The 23,645-nt window shown below is 37.7% G+C and carries 25 protein-coding genes; 9 read left to right on the forward strand and 16 right to left on the reverse strand.

Annotated elements, in window-relative coordinates:
* Position 1 precedes the first annotated feature (1 nt).
* The 7 genes from tssG to B9T36_RS16940 form a co-directional block, all read right to left on the reverse strand.
* The gene (gene tssG, locus B9T36_RS16910; RefSeq protein WP_086210613.1) at positions 2–994 is read right to left on the reverse strand and encodes a type VI secretion system baseplate subunit TssG; all 993 of its coding nucleotides are present in this window, start codon (positions 992–994) and stop codon (positions 2–4) included.
* Entirely contained in the window at positions 958–2,766 is a 1,809-nt protein-coding gene (tssF, locus tag B9T36_RS16915; RefSeq protein WP_086210614.1) for a type VI secretion system baseplate subunit TssF, read from the reverse strand. Before tssF ends, tssG begins: the two co-directional genes overlap by 37 nt.
* Before the next feature lie 11 nt (positions 2,767–2,777).
* Positions 2,778–3,254, reverse strand: coding sequence for a type VI secretion system baseplate subunit TssE (tssE, locus tag B9T36_RS16920; RefSeq protein ID WP_086210615.1), 477 nt, complete (start codon positions 3,252–3,254; stop codon positions 2,778–2,780).
* A gap of 68 nt (positions 3,255–3,322) precedes the next feature.
* A complete protein-coding gene (locus B9T36_RS16925; RefSeq protein WP_086210616.1) occupies positions 3,323–3,826 on the reverse strand; it encodes an Hcp family type VI secretion system effector in 504 nt (167 codons plus the stop codon).
* A 47-nt stretch (positions 3,827–3,873) separates the two neighbouring features.
* On the reverse strand, positions 3,874–5,355 hold the full coding sequence (tssC, locus tag B9T36_RS16930; RefSeq protein WP_086210617.1) for a type VI secretion system contractile sheath large subunit: 1,482 nt from the start codon (positions 5,353–5,355) through the stop codon (positions 3,874–3,876).
* Entirely contained in the window at positions 5,348–5,851 is a 504-nt protein-coding gene (gene tssB, locus B9T36_RS16935; RefSeq protein ID WP_086210618.1) for a type VI secretion system contractile sheath small subunit, read from the reverse strand. Before tssB ends, tssC begins: the two co-directional genes overlap by 8 nt.
* A gap of 36 nt (positions 5,852–5,887) precedes the next feature.
* Entirely contained in the window at positions 5,888–6,541 is a 654-nt protein-coding gene (locus tag B9T36_RS16940; RefSeq protein WP_086210619.1) for a hypothetical protein, read from the reverse strand.
* 391 nt (positions 6,542–6,932) lie between these two features.
* On the opposite strand from B9T36_RS16940, the gene tssH reads away from it, so the two are divergent.
* The 6 genes from tssH to B9T36_RS16970 are packed head-to-tail and all read left to right on the forward strand — an operon-like array spanning position 6,933 to position 14,517.
* Positions 6,933–9,602 carry a type VI secretion system ATPase TssH gene (tssH, locus tag B9T36_RS16945; RefSeq protein WP_086210659.1) on the forward strand — a complete coding sequence of 890 codons (2,670 nt, stop codon included), beginning with the start codon at positions 6,933–6,935 and terminating at the stop codon, positions 9,600–9,602.
* A 23-nt stretch (positions 9,603–9,625) separates the two neighbouring features.
* A complete protein-coding gene (tssA, locus tag B9T36_RS16950; RefSeq protein WP_086210620.1) occupies positions 9,626–10,762 on the forward strand; it encodes a type VI secretion system protein TssA in 1,137 nt (378 codons plus the stop codon).
* A gap of 5 nt (positions 10,763–10,767) precedes the next feature.
* Positions 10,768–12,138: a type VI secretion system baseplate subunit TssK gene (tssK, locus tag B9T36_RS16955; protein WP_086210621.1), complete on the forward strand. Its 1,371-nt coding sequence runs from the start codon at positions 10,768–10,770 to the stop codon at positions 12,136–12,138.
* 5 nt (positions 12,139–12,143) lie between these two features.
* Positions 12,144–12,941, forward strand: a complete 798-nt coding sequence (icmH, locus tag B9T36_RS16960) for a type IVB secretion system protein IcmH/DotU (RefSeq protein WP_086210622.1) — start codon at positions 12,144–12,146, stop codon at positions 12,939–12,941.
* A gap of 11 nt (positions 12,942–12,952) precedes the next feature.
* Complete coding sequence (locus tag B9T36_RS16965; RefSeq protein WP_086210623.1) at positions 12,953–13,552, forward strand: hypothetical protein; 600 nt, start codon at positions 12,953–12,955, stop codon at positions 13,550–13,552.
* Positions 13,549–14,517 (forward strand): M15 family metallopeptidase, encoded by a 969-nt coding sequence (locus B9T36_RS16970; protein ID WP_086210624.1) that lies wholly within the window; start codon positions 13,549–13,551, stop codon positions 14,515–14,517. Before B9T36_RS16965 ends, B9T36_RS16970 begins: the two co-directional genes overlap by 4 nt.
* Here B9T36_RS16970 and B9T36_RS16975 read toward each other — a convergent pair whose 3' ends face one another.
* From B9T36_RS16975 to B9T36_RS17010, 8 genes are all read right to left on the reverse strand, one after another.
* Complete coding sequence (locus B9T36_RS16975) at positions 14,518–15,291, reverse strand: alpha/beta fold hydrolase (protein WP_086210625.1); 774 nt, start codon at positions 15,289–15,291, stop codon at positions 14,518–14,520.
* A 188-nt stretch (positions 15,292–15,479) separates the two neighbouring features.
* On the reverse strand, positions 15,480–16,349 hold the full coding sequence (locus B9T36_RS16980; RefSeq protein ID WP_086210626.1) for an MBL fold metallo-hydrolase: 870 nt from the start codon (positions 16,347–16,349) through the stop codon (positions 15,480–15,482).
* A gap of 4 nt (positions 16,350–16,353) precedes the next feature.
* Positions 16,354–16,767: a DUF6691 family protein gene (locus tag B9T36_RS16985; RefSeq protein WP_086210627.1), complete on the reverse strand. Its 414-nt coding sequence runs from the start codon at positions 16,765–16,767 to the stop codon at positions 16,354–16,356.
* A 1-nt stretch (position 16,768) separates the two neighbouring features.
* Positions 16,769–17,185, reverse strand: a complete 417-nt coding sequence (locus tag B9T36_RS16990) for a YeeE/YedE family protein (protein WP_086210628.1) — start codon at positions 17,183–17,185, stop codon at positions 16,769–16,771.
* A 472-nt stretch (positions 17,186–17,657) separates the two neighbouring features.
* Positions 17,658–18,383, reverse strand: a complete 726-nt coding sequence (locus B9T36_RS16995) for a zeta toxin (protein ID WP_086210629.1) — start codon at positions 18,381–18,383, stop codon at positions 17,658–17,660.
* A 33-nt stretch (positions 18,384–18,416) separates the two neighbouring features.
* Positions 18,417–18,668, reverse strand: a complete 252-nt coding sequence (locus B9T36_RS17000) for a hypothetical protein (protein WP_086210630.1) — start codon at positions 18,666–18,668, stop codon at positions 18,417–18,419.
* Between the two features lie 126 nt (positions 18,669–18,794).
* On the reverse strand, positions 18,795–19,220 hold the full coding sequence (locus B9T36_RS17005) for a hypothetical protein (protein ID WP_086210631.1): 426 nt from the start codon (positions 19,218–19,220) through the stop codon (positions 18,795–18,797).
* Between the two features lie 3 nt (positions 19,221–19,223).
* Complete coding sequence (locus B9T36_RS17010) at positions 19,224–19,592, reverse strand: hypothetical protein (RefSeq protein WP_004693046.1); 369 nt, start codon at positions 19,590–19,592, stop codon at positions 19,224–19,226.
* 217 nt (positions 19,593–19,809) lie between these two features.
* Between B9T36_RS17010 and B9T36_RS17015 the strand changes: the two genes are divergently transcribed.
* From B9T36_RS17015 to B9T36_RS17025, 3 genes are read left to right on the forward strand one after another with little or no spacing between them, the layout of a single operon-like run.
* The gene (locus B9T36_RS17015; RefSeq protein ID WP_086210632.1) at positions 19,810–20,754 is read left to right on the forward strand and encodes an ABC transporter permease; all 945 of its coding nucleotides are present in this window, start codon (positions 19,810–19,812) and stop codon (positions 20,752–20,754) included.
* A complete protein-coding gene (locus tag B9T36_RS17020; RefSeq protein WP_086210633.1) occupies positions 20,754–21,635 on the forward strand; it encodes an ABC transporter ATP-binding protein in 882 nt (293 codons plus the stop codon). Before B9T36_RS17015 ends, B9T36_RS17020 begins: the two co-directional genes overlap by 1 nt.
* Positions 21,636–21,649: 14 nt before the next feature.
* Entirely contained in the window at positions 21,650–21,979 is a 330-nt protein-coding gene (locus B9T36_RS17025; protein ID WP_086210634.1) for a DMT family transporter, read from the forward strand.
* Positions 21,980–22,617: 638 nt separating this feature from the next.
* Here the strand turns inward: B9T36_RS17025 and B9T36_RS17030 are convergent.
* Positions 22,618–23,640 (reverse strand): ABC transporter substrate-binding protein, encoded by a 1,023-nt coding sequence (locus tag B9T36_RS17030; RefSeq protein ID WP_086210635.1) that lies wholly within the window; start codon positions 23,638–23,640, stop codon positions 22,618–22,620.
* Positions 23,641–23,645: the final 5 nt, after the last annotated feature.

The raw sequence follows: 23,645 nt of genomic DNA on the forward strand, positions 1-23,645 counted from the left end.
GTCACATTCCCATCAGTGCATAACAGGTTTCAGCGTTGTGATCTTTCTGTTTAGGCATTAAAAAAGCACCTTGGGATAAGCCCATAGTGGTTGTTGAATTCAGATGTAACGGTTGAATATCGTTTTTATTTAGAATGAGCCTTAAATCAACCGCGAGTGTTGGGCTCAACCAAGTAGACAAAATCCGTTTAATTTTTTCGCCATTTTCTTTTTTCGGTAAAAACGTTAAATATTCGCTATAAGAAACTGGGCCGACCACTATCTCTATCTTTTCGTCAATTTGACGTATCGTTTCACCACAAAAAGTATTCATTCCCAAAAGGTTTCCATTTCCTCCAAGCACTGTTCTCTGATCAACAGACAGAGTAAATTTTTCTTCGATGAACTCAAAAACCTTGATATTTTGTTTAAGCACAGCACTCAACATGATCTTCAAAGCATGTACTGTATTATTTTGCCCCTGCATTAAACCTGCAAATTCAGCAAAATAATCATCTAAATCTGGTTGATGGTGCTGTGAGCGAATATATCCATTCAGAGCGTGCAAAATATCTAAATAATGGTTCTCTGCTTCAATTTCATAGCGCACAGGTAAATGATAAGCCAAGCATGCATCGACATATTGGGTCGTCAACTTATGATTGAACAAACCTAAAAAATGAATAGTCTCCTCGCGTTGGATACGGGGACTGTGTCTAATTTTCTGGGTATAGCTATAGGGTAAGCTTCCATGAATACCTGTTAGCCCGACCATTAAATTGGTTAAATGAATTTTCTCCTCATCAAGACTTAAACTTTCAATCTCTGTATCGGGAAAATTAAGATTTAAAGAACTATGAAATCTAAATGGCTTGGCCCAATCTCCCTTGATTTCCTTGTTTGAATCTGCTGTCTGCCGTAATAATCGTGTTGCTTGAATAAACTCAAAGGCACGCGGTTGTTCAATCAAGGCCCCAATTACAGAAGTGTCTTGCCACCAACGTTCTGCACGCATTGGTATAACTCCTGTTGTGTATAAGCATCGGATATAACAACATCAACAAAACTGTTCATGTGTACTTTTAAATTGAAAACATGTGCTAAAAGCTGGCTAAAAATGAATAAGCTATGCCCCCGGAAAACCTTTGAATCAATCGCTAGTTTTACTTTTAAACCACGGACAAATAATGGAAAAGGTTTTGCCTCTACCATTTTTTGAGTAAGAGAAAAATCAACCATTTGAATTGAATTAATAATCAGTTGATTTTCTTTTGATTTGGGTAAATTATAGAGTTCAAGTAATTCCTTAATATGACTTAAGGTCTCTCCTTTCATTAAGGACAAAGTATTTAATGAAAGATGTGAAATAATTCTCCATTGTTCTTTTTTATTTTTTTCAAAAACATAGGGTTTATTGGGTCTTTTTAGAACCACCGCTCGCCGTGCAAGACTACTGTCATTCAAACTCAGAATACTATTAGTCTGACTTAACGCTTCATGGGGTAAGTCACGATTGGAACACAGTAATTGTGTACTAATGAAGTCTGATTTAGTGCTTTCTGGCGAAAGCTGCTTTGAGATAATACTATATACTGTTTCTGTGTATTTATTATGCAAATGGGCTGAATTTAAACTATAAAAAAATTGAGTATCTGGATCTTGATAATGACTCATTGCAAAAAAAGGATAAATATCAAATGCTGTTTGTTCTTGATTTGATTTTTCACGGATCATCTGCATTCTAGTAATACTATATGTTTGATAATACTCAGGATGATGTGCATCTGTAATTAAAGGGTATTCTAATTGCTTATGATTTATTTTCTGTGGTTCTGCTTGTTTCCTAAATAAATTCACTGCTGGAGTAACATATAATTTAAAGTTTGCAATATTTAATTCTGAGTAATTTTTGATATTCACTTGATCATTTAAATTAAGTTTTAGGTGAATTAAAATTTCAAAATAATGCTGACCTTTATCTAGATGTTTTAAAAAATCTAACTTCATATTTAGAAAGCTAAACTTTTCGGGGAAGCAAAAATACTCCATCAATAACCGATAAGCATGATGTGTATGCTGATCTAATGGCAGTAAGCTTTCATCTTCTGAGAAACCTTGAGTACAAAAAGGATTTTTAATATCAATCAGATGATGACCGTATTTCAATGAAAACCCAGTATTTGATTGAAACACTGCATCCAAAACCTGGAGTGGAAAATTAGATATAGCATCCAGATAAATAGGTAAGCATTCTTTTTCTAAAATGCGCTGAGATTGATTAAAAAGATTAAAACCTAAAGTAAGGGTAGCGTTTTGATTTAAGTGCATATGTGCACTGGGATGCGTTTTAAAACTGAGTTGACACAACTCAAGTGGTAATAGTTTTAACTCTTGGGTGGTATTAAATTCGCACTGCACTCCTTTAAAACTGCGTGACTTAATCGTGGTATTCTTAGGAACAACATGTGCTTCTGTTAATTGTTTACACTTATTTAAATCTTCCAAACTAAGTATAGTACATGCAGGAAAAGGCTTTAAATATTGTGGAAACATCACCTCAAACAGCGATCGCGTAAAGACGTCATAACTGTCTACAAGTTTTTTATCAATTCTAGCTGCAATTAAAGAAAAAGACTGAATTAAGCGCTCAATATGCGGATCATCAATTTGTTCTTGGTTTAAAGACAACCGTTGAGCAATTTTAGGATATTTTTGTGCAAATTCGCGTGATTGCTGTCCAAATTCTTGTAATTGTTTTTCATAGTAAGGTAATAACTCTTCAATCACAAATCACCCAATTAAGATCGTGCAGAAATAACATATTGTTGTGTTGTTGGTTTGAGTAAGGCATCGAAAATAACAGGCTCATACAATGGATGAATATTTAAATAAGCTTGAATACTCAAACATAAAGCTCCCATATTCTGCCCATCAAATAACATTTCGACTTTAACCTGTTTTAGTCTTGGCTCATGTGCGGTAATAGAACATGCGATAGACTGACATATTTTATCTCGGTCTAAGGGGTTAGCCGTCGAAAGCCCAACAAAATCAATGATCCCAAACTGTAAAATGGATTTTTTTACTAAGGGAAAGGCATCAATAACTGAGCCGAAGTTTGCCATACGACTATTAAGTAATTCTTCTAAATCATACGCGACAGACTCGCGCAACTCTTGAAGAGACATCCCCTGCCGATCCTGCTCACTTGTAGGCAACAATCGGTCAAATAGTGTTTTTCTAAAACCATATGGATAAAGTTGATCTAGGTTCATATTGACTAGAATTTTCCTACATGAAAAATAAGGGCTAATATAAGTTAGCCCTTATTTTTGAAGCATATTTATGCAGCGTACGATGCGGTATTATTTGACAGTGACCATTTTTTGGTCACTGCACCTTTTTGCGTACCATTAATATCTTGCTGGTTATACGTCCATTCCACTGCGGCATATTTCAAACCGAAGCTCTCAATTGGTACACCTTCTTCACTCACTGTTGGTGTAACACTTGAAACCAACACATGCTTTAACTTGATTTGCAGATATTTAATACGTTTATCACCATTCGCTCGATAAAAATCAATCTGAACTTCGTCAAAGGTATATCCCGCTGAACATGCTTCCCATAGCTTTGGGCTGGTTGCATCTAAATCTTTCACAAAAATCATGTCAGAGTGTTCTACACGCTCAGCTGTATGGCCACCTACACTTGAGGATGTTGCGGACTTCGGCTGGCGAATGTTATGTGACCAAGAATTTACCTCCAACCAGCCTTTATGTTCAGCATCGCGTGATTCACCATCGACTTTGTACTTACCACGAAATTGTACGTATATATCTTTCATTTTTAATATTTTCCTATTTTAAAGTTATTATGTGTTGGCATTCAAAATTAATTTGAGGACTGAGGTAATTCAGTAACAAGTCGCAGTGATACTGACAACTCGTCCAACTGGAAATGTGGTCTTAAGAAAACCACAGATTTGTAGTGCCCTGGCTGTGCAGGATTCTCTACAACTTTGACAGAGGCTTCACGAAGTGGATATTGCGCTTTCGCTTCTTGTGAAGCGCCGTCATCAAGTAAGATATATTGGGCTAACCATTCATTTAAAAATGCTTCGACATTTCCAGCAGATGCGAAGCTACCGACTTTATCTCGCATCATGGCTTTTAAATAATGTGCAATACGTGACACTGCCATAATGTATTGAATTTGACTTGATAAAGCTGAGTTTGCGTTCGCAGAATCGCTATCATACTTTTTAGGTTTCTGCGTCGACTGTGCGCCAAAAAATGCTGCGTAATCTGTATTTTTGCAATGGACAAGCGGAATGAAGCCCAGATCACTGAGTTCTTTTTCGCGACGGTCTGTAATTGCAATCTCAGTTGGACATTTAAAGACAACCTCACCATCATTGGTCTTAAACGTGTGGACAGGTAAGCCCTCTACTAAACCGCCACCTTCTACACCACGAATCGCTGCACACCAACCATGCATATCAAAAGCATTGGTTAAACGGGTTGCAAATGCATAAGCAGCATTCATCCATAAATAGTCATGATGATTTTGTCCAGTCACTTCTTCGACAAAATTAAAGCCTTCGGTCGCAGTACCTTCTTTAGGGTGATATGGCAAACGGCCTAGTACTCGTGGCATGGTCAATGCCACATATCGCGCATCATCACTTTCACGGAATGAGCGCCATTGCACATATTCAGCCGTCTCGAAGATTTTTGAAACCTCTCGAGGGCGGTCTATATCTGTAAAAGATTCTAGGCCTAAAATGCTTGAATCTGCTGCAGAGATAAATGGTGCATGTGCTGCTGCTGCAACATGCGAAATTTGTTCAAGCAAATACATATCTGAAGGCGTGCGGTCAAACTCAAAATCACCAACTAATGTGGCATATGGCGCTCCACCAAATGAACCATACTCTTCTTCATATATTTTTTTGAACAGTGTGCTTTGATCAAAATCTGTTGCACCTTGAAAATCCTTAATTAGCTCTTTTTTTGTAGTATTCAACATCCGAATTTTAATAAGCGGATTAGATGGCGTTTCCTGACAAAAATAATATAAACCACGCCATGTCGATTCAATTTTTTGAAATTGTTCATCGTGCATGATTCTGCTGAGTTGAGTCGAAATGAGCGCATCAATTTCTGCAATACGTTTATCAATAGATAAGGTCATATTTTCTGAAACAGTAATTGTTCCAGCCATCACTTCTTTAGCTAATTCACCAATTAGACTTTTAGCACGATCATGTTCTTCTTCATTACGCGCTATACGACTTCTTTCAACGATTGAGTCTAATAACGTAAATTCTTCTGTAGTGTCTTGAGCTACTGCTGTAGATTGAAAATTATTCATTCTCTGCCTCCACACTCATTTTGCGCACTTGGTCAGTATTTTGTAAAACTTGATCTAACAAATCTTCTAAACGTTCATTGTTTGAAATTTTATTTCGTAAATCCGTCAAACGCTCACGTGCTTCTACCAACTTTCGTAATGGATCGACCTGTTGAACCACGTTTTCAGGACGAAAATCCTCCATAGATTTAAAAGTCAGATCGACTGACATTCGACCACCGTCATCAGTTAAAGTATTTTCAACTTGATAAGTTGCTCGAGGCAATAATGACTCCATAACTTCATCAATGTTTTCTAAATCAACATTAATGAATTTTTTATCTTTAAGCTTGGTTTTTTCTAGTTCAGAGGCTGCTGAAAAATCTCCCAAAACACCCACAACGAAAGGTAATTCCTTAATTTCTTTACCATCCCCCACTTCAACATCGTATGTTAATTGGACACGCGGTGGTCGAATGCGCTGTAGCTTTTTTTGTACACTTTCACGTTTAGCCATGTAAAAATCCTGTTCGTTATTCTTTCGATTTAAGTTTTAAAGTGCATTAAATGGGTTTGCGTTCGATTTATTTAAAGATTCAACTGATTGTATTTTTTCAACTTTTTTTGTTTTTACTTGCTGAGTAGTTACCTTTTTTGTTGTTTTTTTAGAACTAGTAACAGCAAGCTTGCGTGTTGTTTTTTTGGAGGTCTTCAGCACAACTGCTTTTGCGTCACTGGTGTCTGGTGCTGGTAGAGAATTTTGTATGCTCTGTGACAAGTTTTTAGCAGGCGGATAGGTTAAGTCTGCTGATAAATAACGCATTTCTTCTTGACGCATATAGTCTAATGCTGCATTTGCAATCGCAATACCCGCTAAAAACCGCGTATCTGTAAGTGAAGAGTGCTGTATATTTTGAGCATTTAATGTTTCAACCAATTGTAACGCTTTATAATTTTTCCCAAGCTCTTGATAGCGTTTTGCCGCCTGGACTGAGAGCTGATTTTTTAAGACATCATCTTTTTTATTTTTCTTATCACAAAGCTGCATATATAAATGCAGTAAATTCTGATCAGTTTCTCCACTGACCAGTGGATATGCCTTAATACACTTATTGCTTAGCTGAATCACACCTTCTGTGTCTGCAAAAGCAAGTGATGTCGCAGCCAATAGAATGGATGTAGATAAAATAAAATAGTAACTTTTCAAAATTTGCCTCAAACTTATTATGAATAAAAAATTAAAATTATTATGGGTATAACTTCAAATTAATATTTAGCGACCTAAACTCTCGCTTTTTTATTGGTTATTTAATACGCTGAGATTTAACAAAAACATCCCACCTAAAGTCAAGAAATAAATGTTCCGAACAAAAGAATTTTGATCTTTTTATGTTATTTTTTTGTAATTTTATATCTTTTTTATCTAAAAATGATTTGTGTATTCTTAGGTCATATATATAAAATAGCAAAAAATAGTATTTTAAATTAAATATAAAACACTAATTTATAAAAAAATTTAGCTTTAACCAAAAAAACAAATTGCTATTGGCACATGATTGCTTGTTAAAGCCTTGCTATAAACCATGACTGAGTTATATATGAATAACCTTAAAATTCTAATTAAGAAGCTATCTAATCACGCACGTATTGGGTTAGAAAAATCAGCAAATAGTTGTATTAATCAACAAAATTATGAAATTGAAATTGAACATTTCTTTCTGGAATTATTGTCACAATCAGAAACGAATGACCTTCTTTTATTACTGGAAAAATATAATATTTCTCACTCAGATTTAGTTATTGATTTACAGCTCAGCCTTTCACACTTACCCAAGGGCAATGTTCGGACACCAATTTTTGCCCAATCTATAGTTCGTTTATTAGAACAGGCATGGTTACTTGCATCTGCTGAACAAAATTCCATCATTAGAACTGGGCATTTATTGATTGCACTACTAACTGCGCCTGATTTGTACCAAATCGCATCACGTGCCTCAAGTCTTTTTGAACTATTTCCAATTGATACAATGAAGCATAAGTTTATAGACCTATGCACTAACAGTAGTGAACAAGATTGCTATCAGCAAACAGTCTTAACACCAACTGACGTTCCAATACTTCCCACTTTAAACAAGACATTAGCGCTGGATCAATACACCATTAATTTGACTGACAAAGCCAAAAATGGGCGAATTGATCCAGTCATTGGGCGTGAATTTGAAATCTGTTTAATGCTTGATATTTTGATGCGCCGACGTCAAAACAACCCCATACTGACAGGTGAACCAGGTGTAGGAAAAACAGCAGTTGTCGAAGGTCTTGCACTCAAAATTGTCAACAACCAAGTCCCTGACGCTTTAAAAAATGTACAACTTCATATTCTCGATATGGGGCTATTACAGGCTGGTGCGAGTGTTAAAGGAGAATTTGAAAATCGTTTAAAGCAGGTGATTGAAGAAGTTCAAAGTTCGAGCCATCCTATTATTTTATTTATAGATGAAGCACATACCTTAATTGGTGCAGGTGGACAAGCAGGACAAAATGATGCTGCTAATTTATTAAAACCTGCATTGGCACGTGGTGAGTTACGTACCATTGCAGCCACGACTTGGGCTGAATATAAACAATATTTTGAAAAAGATGCGGCTCTTAGCCGACGCTTCCAAGTCATTAAAGTTGAAGAGCCAACAGAAGAAGTGGCTATTGATATGTTACGTGCCATGCTTCCCGTGATGACCAAACATTTTAATCTCAATATAGATGATGAAGCAGTCATCGCTGCAGTAAATTCTTCACATCGTTATATCAGTGGTCGTCAACTTCCTGATAAAGCCATTAGTGTACTCGACACGGCTGCTGCTCGTGTTGCGCTCACCCAAAATGCGCAGCCTGTAAAGTTAGATCAACAACTGGCTCAACAACATAATCTAAAACTTGAATACAAAATTTTGGAGAATGAGCACCAGAATCTGCCAATTCATCATGAACGCTTACAAGATTTAAAGCACAAACTAACACTGCTAGATACAGAGATTAATTTGACACAAAAGCAATGGCACAAAGAGCGTTCACTCGTTGAAAAAATTAAACTACGACAAAAAGATTTAAATCATCAAAATGTTCAAAAAGAAATTGCAACATTACGTGAAGAATTAGCTGAAATACAAGGTCAAAGTCCATTGGTCTTTGAACGTGTAAATGCGCAAATGATTACTGAAATTATTTCAGATTGGACAGGTATTCCTGTCGGCAATATGTTGAATGATGAAATCCAACAGATTTTAACATTAGAGGATAAGCTTTCAGCCCGCGTCATGGGACAACACTATGCCCTTCATCAACTGGTTCAGGGTATTAAAACATCTAAAGCAAAACTGGATGATCCGAACAAACCGCAAGGTGTATTCATGCTTGTTGGTCCAAGTGGTGTAGGTAAAACTGAGACTGCTCTTGCTTTAGCCAATGAACTTTATGGTGGAGAATCACATCTTATTACGATTAATATGTCTGAATATCAAGAAGCACATACTGTTTCCTCTTTGAAAGGTGCTCCTCCTGGTTATGTTGGTTATGGACAAGGCGGTATATTAACAGAGGCTGTTCGGCGGAATCCCTATAGTGTTGTCCTGCTCGATGAAATAGAAAAAGCGCACAATGATGTTCAAGAATTATTCTATCAAGTCTTTGATAAAGGGACACTGGAAGATGGTGAAGGCCGACTTATTGACTTCAAAAATACCACGATCCTTTTAACATCAAATGTCGGTTCAACTGCAATTATGCAAGCTTGCATCAATCAACCTGTTGATACATGGCCAAGCGCAGAAAACTTAATTGAACATCTAAAGCCAAGTCTATATAAACAATTTAAGCCTGCATTTTTAGGACGCATGCGGATCGTTCCGTATTTACCTTTACATGATGATTTATTAGTTGAAATTATTCATCATAAAATCAGTAAAATAACAGCTCGTCTTGAAAAACAGTATCAAACCAAAGTTCACTATACAGACGACTTAGTCGAGTTGCTATTGAGCCGCTGTACGGAAGTCGATAGCGGTGCGCGTAATATAGATCACATTTTAAATGCTACGGTATTGCCTGCTTTAGCAACTGAAATTTTAATAGCATTAGCGGAAGATAATGTGCCTAAAGTGATTTATATCAATGCTAAAGATGATGAAATCACCTACCGTTTAGATCCAATTGAAAAAACAAAAGTTCCCAAAAAACGTCAGCCGAATAAAAAACAAGTAGATCAAGCCTAACCCAATTTATAGAGTATCGAATTATGAGCTTAGAACTTGAGTCTTTACTGTCTCCTATTTCAAGCGACTATCCTTGTGGACAAGATCTATCTTTTTCCAATGAGTTTCATGCCATTAAAATTGCAAAAACTCAAGATGATCCACTACTCGATCAAGGAGATTGGGTTGCTGAACCCAAACAAGCAGATTGGCATTTTGTACATCAAAAATCTATTGAGCTTTTAACTGAAAAATCAAAAGACATTCGTTTACTGGGCTGGTTACTTGAAGCTTGCTCCCACTTGTATGGATTTGAAGGCATAACCAAAGCACTTGAGCTAATGCATCGGACACTGAGCAACTATTGGACACAGTTACATCCTGAAATGGAAGAAGATGATTTAGATCAACGTTTAGGTTTATTACAAGGTTCAATCAATCAATTGGTTGCCTTGATTAAACGCGTTCCAATCACACATTCTCCTCAGTTTTCACTGGGTGACTACGAAGCGCTGCTGAGACAAAAAAATCAGCAATTAAAACAAATCGAAAATTACGAGGAAAATCATACTGTTCAATCTCAGGGGATTGAACAGTTCGAGCACAGTTTATTTAATACATCAAAATCATTTCAATATCAAAACTATCAACACTTTTCAGCACTTCTAGCCGAATGGTCTCAACTCAAAAGTGTGTTAGATCGCCTCATGGGACTCGATGCCCCTAGCTTTGCAGCTATTGATACGCAGCTTGAAAATGTCCATATCAGTTTAAAGAAACTCTATAAAACTGATGTTTTTGTGCAAATACATGCCATCAATACATCGACAGAATCAGCAACACCAGCAATGATAAGTAGCCAAAGACTTTCATTGATGCAACAAGAAGAACAAATCAGCTTAGAGAATACATCACCAATGCCTCAAAATTTTAAGGTGCAACCGCAAAATCACCTCGTAAATCGTGAACAAGCAATGCGTGTATTGCAAGATATCTCAGACTATTTCCAAGCTAATGAACCACATAGTCCCGTAAGTTACATGTTGCAGAAAACTATAAAGTGGAATCAGATGCCACTTCACGAGTGGCTAAATCAAGTCATTAAAAATGAAAATCCACTCCTTAACATCCAAGAACTTTTGGGTGTACAACCACAATCTAATGAATCTAATAACTGGTAATCTTCATGTTTAAAGCAGAAAAAATACTTTGGGGCGAAGGTCTCTTCTTACGTCCTCAACATTTTCAATTGCAAGATGCTTATCATGAGCAACGCTTGAATCATACGATTCGCTCGACCATTCCATTTGCCTATGGCATTCAAAGTGTACAATTTGACGAAGCTCAGTTACAAACGCATATCTTGGCGCTCGAAAGCATTCAGATAATTTGGCAAGATGGAGAAATTTATCAGGCGCCTATGCGCGATCTATTACCATCGCCCGTTTTATTAGATGAGCTCAACCTGCGTGGCGAAGTTCTAGTCTATTTAGCGCTTCCAATTGTGCAAGCCAACAAGAGGAACTTAACCGGTGAAAATAGTACGCAACTAGGTCGTTATCATTCTTATTTGACTTCGACTCATGACTTATTTACAGATGCCAGCGAAGCCGATATCACATTATTACACCGCCGTGCCGAGTTCAGATTATTAGATGCTAATATTGAGCCTGATCAAGAACTTGATGGGTTTTTATATCTAGCCTTAGCAAAGATTAAACGTCAAAGCTCTGGGCAATTTGAGTTTGATCGCCATTTTATTCCCCCAATTTTGCACATTGAGTCGTCTGAGAATCTCATTTCAAGTCTAAAACGTACTTTAAATGTCATTAAAGCGAAAATTAAGACCATTCAAAGTAATAATCGTGAAAATGAGCAGAAACTGATTGAGTTCCGCTCTGGTGATATTGTGTCATTTTGGTTGGTCAATGCACTGAATACAGCACATGCAACATTAAATCATTTATTACAATACCCACATATCCACCCAGAACGACTTTATTTTGAGTTATTGCGCTTAACAGGTTCTTTACTCACGTTCTCGACTGCACATGATGTGGAACATTTACCACGTTATCAACATCTTCATTTACAAGAAAGCTTTTCTGAGATTGATATCATTTTACGTGACTTATTGGATACCATTATTTCAAACCGTTACATCAGTATTCTACTGAAAGAAACCCGACCATCTTATTGGTTAGGTCGTTTAGAGTCAGACAAAATTACACGTGATTCAAGGCTGTACTTGGCTGTTTCAAGCAGTATGATGCAAACCCACGAACTGGTTCAATTGGTTCCTTTACGTTTCAAAGTAGGCAATACAATAGACGTTGAACAACGTGTAGTTGCTGCACTTCCAGCCGTACCGTTACAACATTTAGTACAAGTGCCAACAGCGATTCCTGTCCGGTCTGGCGTGAGTTACTTTGAAATCGAACCGAATAATGACTTATACCAACGTATGTTAGATGCCGAGTCGATTTGTATTTATATTCCAGCGGGGTTTCAAGATATTGCTGTTGAATTGATTGTGGTTATGAATGGCCAAGGATAATAATAATGAATAATGCCCCTTCACTTTTTGATGATGGACAAATTGGAACTGGTTTAGTTTCACCACCTATAGCCGCAAAAACTGCCAATACCTCGAACTTAGTCGATTTATTGCATGATGGTTTTTATATCGTTTTTTTATTAAAAAACCAATATATCCCTAGCAGTGTCACGGAATTTCGTGAAAAAGTTATTGCATTGCTCGATCGCTTTGAAAACCAAGCACGAAAATTACAGTTTTCTGCAGACGATATTCTAGACGCTAAATATGCCTACTGTGCATTATTAGATGAAACCATTGTGACTCAGCAAGATACACAGTTTTTTGAGCTTCAAAATAGCTGGCTCATTAGCCCCCTACAACTGAGTTTATTTGGGTCACAACTTGCAGGTTATCGTTTTTTCGAAATATTAGAGGAACTACGTCGTAAAGGACATGGTCGATTAGGTGCTCTAGAAGTTTATCATTACTGCATGCTGTTGGGTTTTCATGGTAAATATCGTATTGAGTCTATAGAAAATTTAAATCATCTGGTAGCACGTGTGGGGGATGAAATTGACTATTTAAAAGGGAAAAAGGCTGCCTTTTCTCCCTTTGCCTCTCTGCCCGATCAAATTAAACACATGATTCACCGCGAACTACCGTTCTATTGGATTTTACTGTTCTTGGTAATGTTTGCATTGTTAGCCTTTGGTGGCTTGTACTACATGTTGTCTAAGCAAAATACGAGTTCTTTAGCTAAATATGAAAATGTCATTTCAGCACCAACTGAACAAGCATATATCACAATCCATTTGCCCTAAGAACTCAATCCATGACTCGTGAAAAACAAACTTCAGTCAAAATTTTGACATCAGCAAAAAAGAAAAGACCTGCACCCATGCTCTATGCCGTGGGTGGTTTTTGTGTGGGTATCCTCTTAACATCAAGCATTGCTTTTACTTACTTTTTTATACAACAAAAAAATACATCCCTCCAAGTGAACCAAAACCCAGCTGTAGATCAAACAACTGCAATAGACAATGAAATGCCAACGCGCGAACCCGAAGCTATTTTTGAGGCGAGCAAAGTCAATGCTTCAAATCAGCCTCAAGCAACCAATGATCTAGAGTCATCTAATGAATTTATTCAACCCAAAGATGATGAGCTGAGTAAAGCTTTTCTACGCCGGCCCCAAGCATTAACCACAGCTGTACCAAAGCCGACGACGAATGCAATATCTCAAAATAAGGAGAATAAAAATCAGAATACTTCTCCACGCAGTTCAGACCATTCGCAAAAACAGAGCCCACAAAAAATAACTAGGCCACAGCAATCTTTGGATATAGCAGAGGAATCTCCTGTAGGAGATGTACAAACAACGATTACAACACGCGCCGTGGAAACAAAACATGTGGCTCTTACCACACCATGATCTATGCTCTTTTTTCTACTTTTCTAATTCTGGCATTAGGACTCAGTTTGGCACTGTCCTATGAATTAAGAACAAAGTTTACCGATTTTTTTGTCGGGTTAATTCCTCAAGGAAAAAGAAAGTTTCAGTCTGCTCGTCAGTTTGCGCAACACATCAATAATGCTGCGGCACCTGAGCAATTACAATCCTCTTGGCATATTCAGCAATGGTGGATATTAGTTGCAGGTCTCCTTTTATTTACCAGTATCTTGATGTTTGCATTTACTAGCCCTGTCACGCCTACTAAGATTGAAGCCGATTATTTAAGACAATCAGATCCACAAATTTATGCATTACTCGAGGGACAAATTTTATCGCCACCACCAGAAGTAGAAGAATCATTGGTTGCTGCGGCCATAGTTGAAGCAAGTATGCTTGAGCAAGCGGATCTTAATAATAATTCTATTCAAGCCAGTACTTTGAGTTACGATCCGAGTATTCAGGATGTACATTCTGCCCATTCGTATGACAGTTTAGCAACGGCTGACCGTAAATGGCATAAAATGAACCCGCGCTATAAGCAGCGTCTACTAATGGTATTTAAAATCATGCATGATCAACATGGTTATGAGCTGGTACTGCTTGAGGGCTATCGTAGTCCACAACGCCAAAATTCCCTAGCCACTAATAAAAATACAACGCTCGCTCGTGGTTATCAAAGTTACCACCAATTTGGCTTGGCAGCGGATGTCGCATTTAAGCGAGATGGAAAAGTCGTTATTTCTGAACGAGACCCATGGGCGATGCGTGGCTATCAGCTCTATGGCGAAGTTGCAGAATCTGTCGGTTTAACTTGGGGCGGACGTTGGACGTCAATCCAAGACTATGGACATACCGAGTATCGAATGCCTGGTTTAAAAAAAACCGCTGAGATGGCTGAAAAGTTGACCTCCGAGGGGCAACTTTTAGCAGCAAATTTAAATTAGTCAGTTGCAATCATGATCCAAATATTGGTTCATGATTTCTAAGACTTCTGAAGTCTTTTCTGCGTGCAACCAATGCCCAGCATCTGCAACCGTTTGAATCTGCGCTTGAGAAAACTGCGATTGAATCGCATCCATATATTCGGGCTTTTCTACATAAGGTGACTTTCCACCACGAATAAATAATGCAGGTTTTTGCCATGTTTTTATATTTTCCCATGAAAGAATTTGAGCATAATTCTGATACAGGGCATCTACATTAAACAACCATTTTCCTTTGCTAAAAGACTTTAGTAAAAATTGAATTACCATTTCTTCTTTGAGATATTCACGCATAATTTCAATGGCCTGCTGGCGATTTTCAATATCAGCTTTTTGCACTGAAAATAATGCTTTGAAAATCTGCTCATGATGATTTTCTTTATACGCAATAGGCGTAATATCCAGCACCACAAGTTGCTCTAACCGATTCCCTGCCACTTCTGTCACTTTCATGACCAATTTTCCACCCATAGAATGGCCGATTAAAGAAAAGTGTTCAATATTAAGCTCATCCAAAGTGTCAATCAGATCAGCAGCCATCAATTCATAAGTCATAGCATCTGAATGTGCAGATAAACCATGATTACGAACATCGACTTGTAATACATGATGACTCGCATAATAGTGTCGAGCAAGCATTCCTAAATTACTTAAGCTGCCGAATAAACCATGAACGAATACCAGTGTTTTTGCTGTTTGTTGTTCATTTTGATGAAATTGATAATTGAGAATCATATAAAACTTACTGTATTTGATTTCTATAGATATTGAATTTTTAATGTGAATAAATCAAATGACATTTTGATTTTTATTAAAATGTGCTTAGGCTATTTTGAATGTAAATTTGCTTAGGCTAAATTTAAAATATCATATATATGTATTGTGTCTAATATCAGCTTAAATTTTTAAGTCAAATTTCGGTTTTAAAAATAATTCAGCGGAATTTTTAAGTAAGAAACACCATTTTCTTCAGGTTTAGGAAATTTTCCTGCAAACATATTGATTTGAATGGCTGGCAAGATCAATTTTGGCATACTTAAAGTTGCATCACGGCGATTGCGCATTTCGATAAAATTAACTTTCTGTGTTTCGGTATTAATATGAATATTTTCATGTTTTTGTACTGAAACGGACGTTTCATATTGATAATGATCCCGGCCCTCTGGCAAATAGTCATGGCATAAGAACATCCGCATTTGATCTGGCAATGTGTACAAAGTTCTCACTGAGTCAAATAACGTTGCTGCACTTCCCTTAGGAAAGTCGCAACGTGCTGTGCCGTAGTCAGGCATAAACAAGGTATCCCCTACGAAAACAGCATCGCCAATGACATAGCTTAAACACGCTGGTGTATGGCCAGGGGTTGGAAGGTTATATGCTTTTATGTTGCCTATCAAAAATGTCTCATGATCTGCAAAAAGGTAATCAAATGACTGCGTAGCATTTAAACTCTTAATATCTAAGTGATAAATCTCACCAAAAGTTTGTTGTACGATCTCAATCTTATGGCTAATAGCAGTTTTTCCACCTAGTCTTTGCTTTAAGTACTGTGCAGCACTTAAATGATCCGCATGCACATGTGTTTCTAAAATCCAGTCTACGCTTAGGCTATTTTCTTGAATATAACTAATGATTAAATCAGCCTGCTCTGTATTAGTCTTTGCCGATGCTGCATCATAATCCAGCACACTATCAATCACGGCGCAGCGCTGAGTTTCTGGATCACTCACCACATAACTAAAGGTGTTAGTTGCAGAGTCAAAAAAGGCTTTGACTTGAGCTGTTTGCATCATGATATTACTCCATCACTTTACGGTGTAGCAACACGCCTATGAACATCGCAATTACAAAATAGATCGCTTGATAATACCCCAACCCAATCAAAGTGAAACTCGGTGCAGGACAAATTCCCGCAATTCCCCAGCCTATACCGAATAACAGACTTCCGATAATCAGTTTTCTGTCGATTTTCGTATTTTTAGGCAGTTGTATGACTTCACCATAAAAGGTTTGTGGGTGTGACTGACGTACAGCGTTCTGAAAAGGAATAAATGCAACTGCAATTGCACCCATCATCACAAAAGCTAGGCTGGCATCCCACTGCCCGAAAATATCTAAAAAACCAATCACCTTTGCAGGATTCGACATTCCTGATAGCATGAGACCGATTGAAAATAATCCGCCCCAAATGAATGCCCAAACATTTCTCATTTTAGATTGCTCCAAGCATATGTCGAACGATATACACAGTGATAAAGCCTGCGAACATAAAACTAATCGTAGCGATGATTGAACGTTTGGATAAGCGACTAATACCGCAAATACCATGCCCACTGGTACAACCCGAGCCTAAACGAGTGCCAAAACCTACCAATACGCCCGCAATAATTAACATGAAAGGTGTCGCTTCCATATGAATATCAGGTTGAACAAAAGCTGCGTATATAAACGGAATAATAAACAGACCCAATAAGAACCACAGTGCAGGCGTATTTATAATCCCCTTTAAGTTTAAAACTTGAGAGACCAGACCACTAATTCCCGCAATTCGTCCATTGGTATATAAATATCCAACGGCGGAGATGCCGAGGAATATTCCACCTAGAAAAGACCACGCAAAATCGTGCATTGGCAATCACCTATATAATATATATTTTTATAATATATAAAATATAGAAATAATCAAGCGTACTTTGTATCTAATCATGCTATGCCTACATATAACAGCTGTTTACAGGAGCATCCATCTACCTTGGGATAGCTCAATGAAGTCTGCTAGTCCATTATCCAAATTTTTAACACTTCAGCTGACAACTTAAACCATTTCTTTTACATAGTTATTCTTCACAATAGCGTAAAAAGCTTGAATATATCCCCGAGAGATTTTCTATTCGACCTTTTTTTAGATTAGAAATACTTAACTTATCTCGTTTTATTTCATTATAGTTTTCATTTAAAGAAACTGAGTAGAGTTATGGGTACATTTCTACATCATGATCATTATTTTAGGTTTATGAAACACATTTACGACGTTTGATTATATTTTTATGTAGGTAGATATATGAAAAGTAATGAAATAATTGACTCTTTTTCTAAGCAGTTTATTGGAATTCTGATAATACGCGTTCTGCAAACCATCTTGGTAGCTTAGACACGGCGGCATTCATTTTTAAGGTTTCAGCTGCTTCTATTTCTGCAAGAAAAGACGCTTGTATACCGTCAGAAGAGTTATCAAACAAGTAGGCTCGATCGCAGCATTCTACGGCTTGCATGAGCAGATCCATACTACGGTAGTAACGTTCAATAATTTTCTGTTCAGGAACTGGATGTCCGCCTACACTGACGCGATACTTGACTCGAGCAATATTGATTTGTGGATCTACTGTTGAAACATAATATAGATAGGTTTTATAACCCTGACGTTTCGCTTCCCGGAGAAATTCAACTTTAGAGATATGCGACATTACCGTCTCAAAAGTAAAACTGACTTTTAAGCGCAGAAACTCAAACCGAATATAATCAATAATGCGTGCACAGAGATAAGAGTCGATTTCTTCGGTTTTAAACTCAATCTTCCATTCATCTAGCACAATTGGTTCATGCGCAAGTAAAGTCACGAACTGTCCCGCTTGAGGACGTTTCTTACTTTTTAAAAAAGTGACCAACTCTGATGCTTTTAAGGAAGGATGATAATGCAATAAATCAAGGCGTTGGCTTTGTCTTAAATTTTGTTCGAGTTCATCTGCATTTAAATATGCCCCAATATGTTGGGGCAAGAGGTAATCTTTAACAGTGCTTTTACCAGAACCATTCGGCCCTGCAAACATTCTTATTCTAGGTTGTCGAGGTGGCATATCAATCTATACAGTTACGCGTTTCTTTTTACGTGTCAGTGTCGGTAAAACGCCTACATCGACATAAGCACTACTTAAGTCCTGTAAAACAGTTTCATTACCGTGAATATCACGCTCAACCAATTGCTCAGCTTTTGCATAAACCACAGACGAACGCGTAGTTGCCTTTAAAAAAGCATCATGAAAAGCATGAATAGCAAGTTTAGGAATCATATCATCCTCATATTTGCCTGCTTTAATGTCGGTATAAGCTGCCATACACCAACTCCTACTCAAACGATGGTTGATTTTATTTATCTTAACACAATCGGGCACATTGTCTATTTATACAGCACACTGAAACAATAAATTAGATCTTAATATCTGCGCTAATTCCGTGTTGTCTTATTGAGTTACTTTACTTTTGACTCGTTTCGTATCTTCAAGTTTTAAAGCTTTAGCCGTTGGGCAAAAAGCACTTTCATTCATTCCGCTATCAGTTAAACTTTTCTCTTGCTGTTCAAGATAACGGTTGGCCACCATCAACATTACAGGTGCTGTACTTAACTCAATATTGGCCTTGGACAGCGCAGCAATTTGATGATAAGCATCCATACGCTGACAAAATGCAGTTTTCATCTCTGTTGCAGTTGCTTGGTTATCTTTTGAATCTAGAACACTTTTAGTCGAATTCACCGTTGCGGTATATTCAGCCATTTTCTGGTCATATTGCGCCTGAGTCAGTTTTATTGTTTCTGCATAACTCTGGGTTGATAGAAGCGATAATAAAAATAACGAAAAACTAAGCAACGTCCATGTCTGTTTTTTCATGTCTTAAGACTCATCGCCTTCTTTCCAAACGTCTTCATAGTCATCACCATCAATCATAAAACGGTAACCTTCACTTAGAGCCAAGTACGGAAGTACATCTGGCAAAATATCTTGTAACTCTCGTACAGTCATGGTTGTAAAAAAGTCTTGCCCTTCACCCAATTCACCACCATAAATAAACCAAGCAACATTCTCCTCAGTTTCAGGCTTTTTACGTAAACCAACAATGGGTTCTTGATTTAAAGTATGCACAGCGACAGCTACGACATCATCACCTTTTACTTCAACATAAGCAGAGTCAAATTCTTCACAAAGTAGTTTTTGTTCTGCAATCAATTCGTTCAGTGCAGATTGTTGTGACTTTTGTGCCATGCGATGCAGCCCCTTTTGAGCATCAGTCTATCAATAGCACATTTTAAAACATATTTATGCCAAAGGCTTTGCTTATTTACTGGGTTAAATGAAAAACTCATGATTGAAACAGGCTTAAAATGAAAATATGCAGATAAAACCCATCTCAAAGCTTGGCATTTATTTTGCTTAATAGTATTACGTTTTATTAAAAAAGTAATATTGGGGCTAGGAAAATATGGGTTACATCACACGAGAACTCAGTCCTAAAAGCAAATTTTTGCTCAGCTTAGGATCATTTTTAATACCAATGCTCATTTGGTGTGCAGTAAGTTATTTACCATTTATCTGGCATCCGCAAGTACAAATTACAGATTCTGGTAGTGTGCCGTTTTTACAAGAAGGAAGCCGTGTTGATAAAGCTGTGTTTTATCATGAAGCACAAAATGCAGTTGATCATGACTTGGCCGTTCCTCAAGGTAAACTGGTTAACCCAATCTACTTACCAGCCCCACATGAAGTAGTGAAAGCTTTAGTAACATCTTTTACGACGGCTCCAGCACAGGCTGATGCGCCATGGTTACATCAAAGTCTCTGGCATAGCGTCAAAATCGTATTCACTGCATTTTTTATTTCATCAATTATTGGGGTTCCACTTGGAATTCTTTGTGGCTTCTCAAGCACTATCTCAAAACTTGCTGAACCCTTTGTTGAGTTTTTCCGTTATCTACCAGCCCCTGCATTTGGTGCATTAGCCGTAGCAATTCTCGGCATAAATGATGCACCGAAAATTGCCATTATTGTGATTGGGACACTGTTTCAACAAATTCTAATTATTGCCAATACCACTCGGATGGTTGATCAGGGACTGATCGAAGCGGGTTATACACTCGGAACAAATAAAGCGAAAAGCCTGTTTCACGTCATTATCCCTGCAGCATTACCTGATATTTATCAAAATCAACGTGTACTACTCGGCTGGGCTTGGACCTATTTGATCGTTTCTGAGTTAATTGGCGCAACATCTGGCATTACCTGGTTTATCACCCAACAAGCTCGCTATCAACACTTCGACAACGTTTTTGCAGCTATTTTGATTATTGGTGTGATTGGATTGCTCTGCGATGTAATTTTAATGAAGCTAGGACAACATCTTTTTAAATGGAAAGTAGGAGCAAAATAATGGGAACTACAGAATTTAATGCTCGTGAGTATTTTAATCAAATTTATCAACGCCCTGTCATCTTAGAAGCCAAACAGCTAAGCCAAATCTTTCAGCATGGTAAAAGCTCGCGCACAATTTTAAATCAATTAGATCTGAAAATTCATAAGCGTGAATTGATCTGTGTGATTGGTCCATCAGGCTGTGGGAAATCAACCTTTAGCCGAGTTGTGGCAGGTTTAGATCCTTATAGCAGTGGTGAACTGCTAGTAGATGGGCAACCTATTTCAGGTCCAAGCCCTGAGCGCGGCATGGTGTTTCAAGGCTACACTTTATTCCCATGGAAAACAGTAAAGGAAAATGTCATGTTTGGGCCACTGATGAAAGGTGCAAGTCAGGCGTCGGCTGAAGCGGCTGCACGGGAATGGATTAATATTATTGGCTTAGAAAAATATGAAAACCAATATCCACATCAATTATCTGGTGGTATGAAACAACGTGTCGCTATTGCCCGTGCATTAGTCAATGAACCCAAGATTCTGCTGATGGATGAACCATTTGGCGCGCTTGACCCGCATACTCGTCAAAAAATGCAGAGGCATCTGCTAGATCTCTGGCAAAACATTGATATCACTATCATCTTTGTGACACATGACATGGATGAGGCTATATTGTTGGCCGATCGTATTGTTGCCTTAAAAGCAAATCCTGGGGAAATTAAAGAAATTATTGAGGTCAATTTACCTCGACCGCGACATCAAGATTTAATGCAAACAACTAAGTTTAAAGAACTACGCAAACATGTAGATCGACTTGTCCATGCTGATGAAGATGAGCTTGACCCTGCTTTGGCTGAGTTACCTGTCATCCCACGTATGACGAAAGTTAGTCATGTGAAGTAAGGAGCTGATCAGATATGTCATATCTATATTTATGTATTGCTATTGTGGCTGAGGTCATTGCAACTTCTGCTCTCAAAGCTTCTGACGGATTTACTCAATGGTTACCCGCCTCAATTACAGTGGTGGGTTATTTAGTTGCAATTTATTTCCTTGCACTGACCATGAAAACTGTTCCTGTGGGAATCACTTATGCGCTATGGTCTGGAGCAGGCATTATCCTAATTTCCTTCATTGGTTGGGTTTACTACAAACAAAATCTCGATGCGCCTGCATTGTTAGGTTTAGCCTTTATGGTCATAGGAATCATCATCATTAATGTTTTTTCAAAAAGTACTGAAATCTAACCCGATGCCTAGTTGCATCTTTCTTCTCAAATTTTATGCGTTTAGGTCAAAACACAAAAGTTTTTTAGGATCTAAAATTGACAAACTTAAACATCAAGCAAAAAGCTTTCTGCTTTGCCACTTGAAGAAAAAGTGAAAGAGTATACGGAGAGCTTTGGGATTAAACATTGAGGCTAGACCCTCTCTTGGTGAAGGACGTACGGAAACCTTAGAATGATCAGAACTTGCAAAAATTCCAAATAAAGCAGACAACAAAGAGGTTTTTGATCTAAGTTAAGATTGACCCCAAAATGCCCCTAATGTTGTTACCAAAAAGCCCATGCATGAGCTAATTTACCCAACTGAAGTGCAATAGCCAGAAAGCCAAATCAAATCAATATTTGAGCCAGACTATAGATAGACTTTACGATTTCCGATGCCAATGAGCCAAGTCCCTCACTACAAGAAATCCGAATAGATGATGAATGTCTTAGAGCTGTCATATTACTTGAATTTTCTTTTGTCTGAGCGGAAATGATCACACTATATCAGGCTTAAACTTGAAGTATGTGTCATTGATAAAGAAAGTGTTTTAATACATCACCCTCAAATACAAAAGAGGCTTTCTTTTAAAGAAAGCCTCTTAAAAATTATTTGTATTATTTCAGACCTTCGACCAATTCAGGAAAGATCACACCATCAACATCTACCTTCGTGCTATACACACCATTTTTGACGTTAAACTCATTCACAAAATATGTTGAACCATAAATCGAATCTAACCCATTGCCTTTGGCAAAGACTTTCTTGTTCGCATCTATATCCAGTAAATGTGTTCCATCTATAAATTGTAAATATTGAGCTGGTTCAACACCAACACGTTTTGCCATGATTTTGACTGCATCATCACGCGTTGCCGGATCATTGATGTATTTAACGGTTTTATCCCATACTTGTATGATTTTTTTCCAATCTTCTTTATGTGAGGATAGATGTGCCGTATTCACCGTTAAAGTGTCATAAATCAAACCAGGTTTGTCTTTAGAACTATAAATAATTTTAGAACCCGCAACAGCTTTCAAAGCCTGATTTGCAACGGGTTGCCATACAGCAATTGCTGCAACATCGGGACTTGAAAATACTTGAGGGAGCTCATTGGTAACAGCATTTACTAAAGTCACATCAGTCGCTTGAATTTTATAATCACTTAACGCGGTAGATAACAAATGATGATCAACTAGCCCTTTTTCAACAGCAATTGATTTCCCTTTCAAATCTGAAATTGAGTTGATCCCATCTTTCGCAATAATAACGTCATTTCCAGCAGAATAATCAGTGGCCATAATCATTACGCCCTTGGTTCCTCCAGAAGCAATGACCAAATTGTCCCCATTCGATACTGAGATTGCATCTAATTGGTTCGCTGAGAATGCGTTAATAGATGCCGAATAATCGAACCACTTAAATTCAACATTCAAGCCTGCATCCTTTAACCACCCCTTTTCAATTGCAACTTGCCAAGCAACCCAGCCAGGCCAATCACTATAGCCAATGGTGATTGGCTGTGTGTTGGTTGAGGCCGATGCCGTTTTCTGCTTTTCTGGAACCTTGGCAGTATTGTCACACCCTGCCAAGAATGTAGCAGAAACCATAGATACTGATAAAAATACGTGTTTAATCATGAGGC

It is taken from the genome of Acinetobacter sp. ANC 4204, assembly GCF_002135205.1.
Taxonomy (GTDB): domain Bacteria; phylum Pseudomonadota; class Gammaproteobacteria; order Pseudomonadales; family Moraxellaceae; genus Acinetobacter.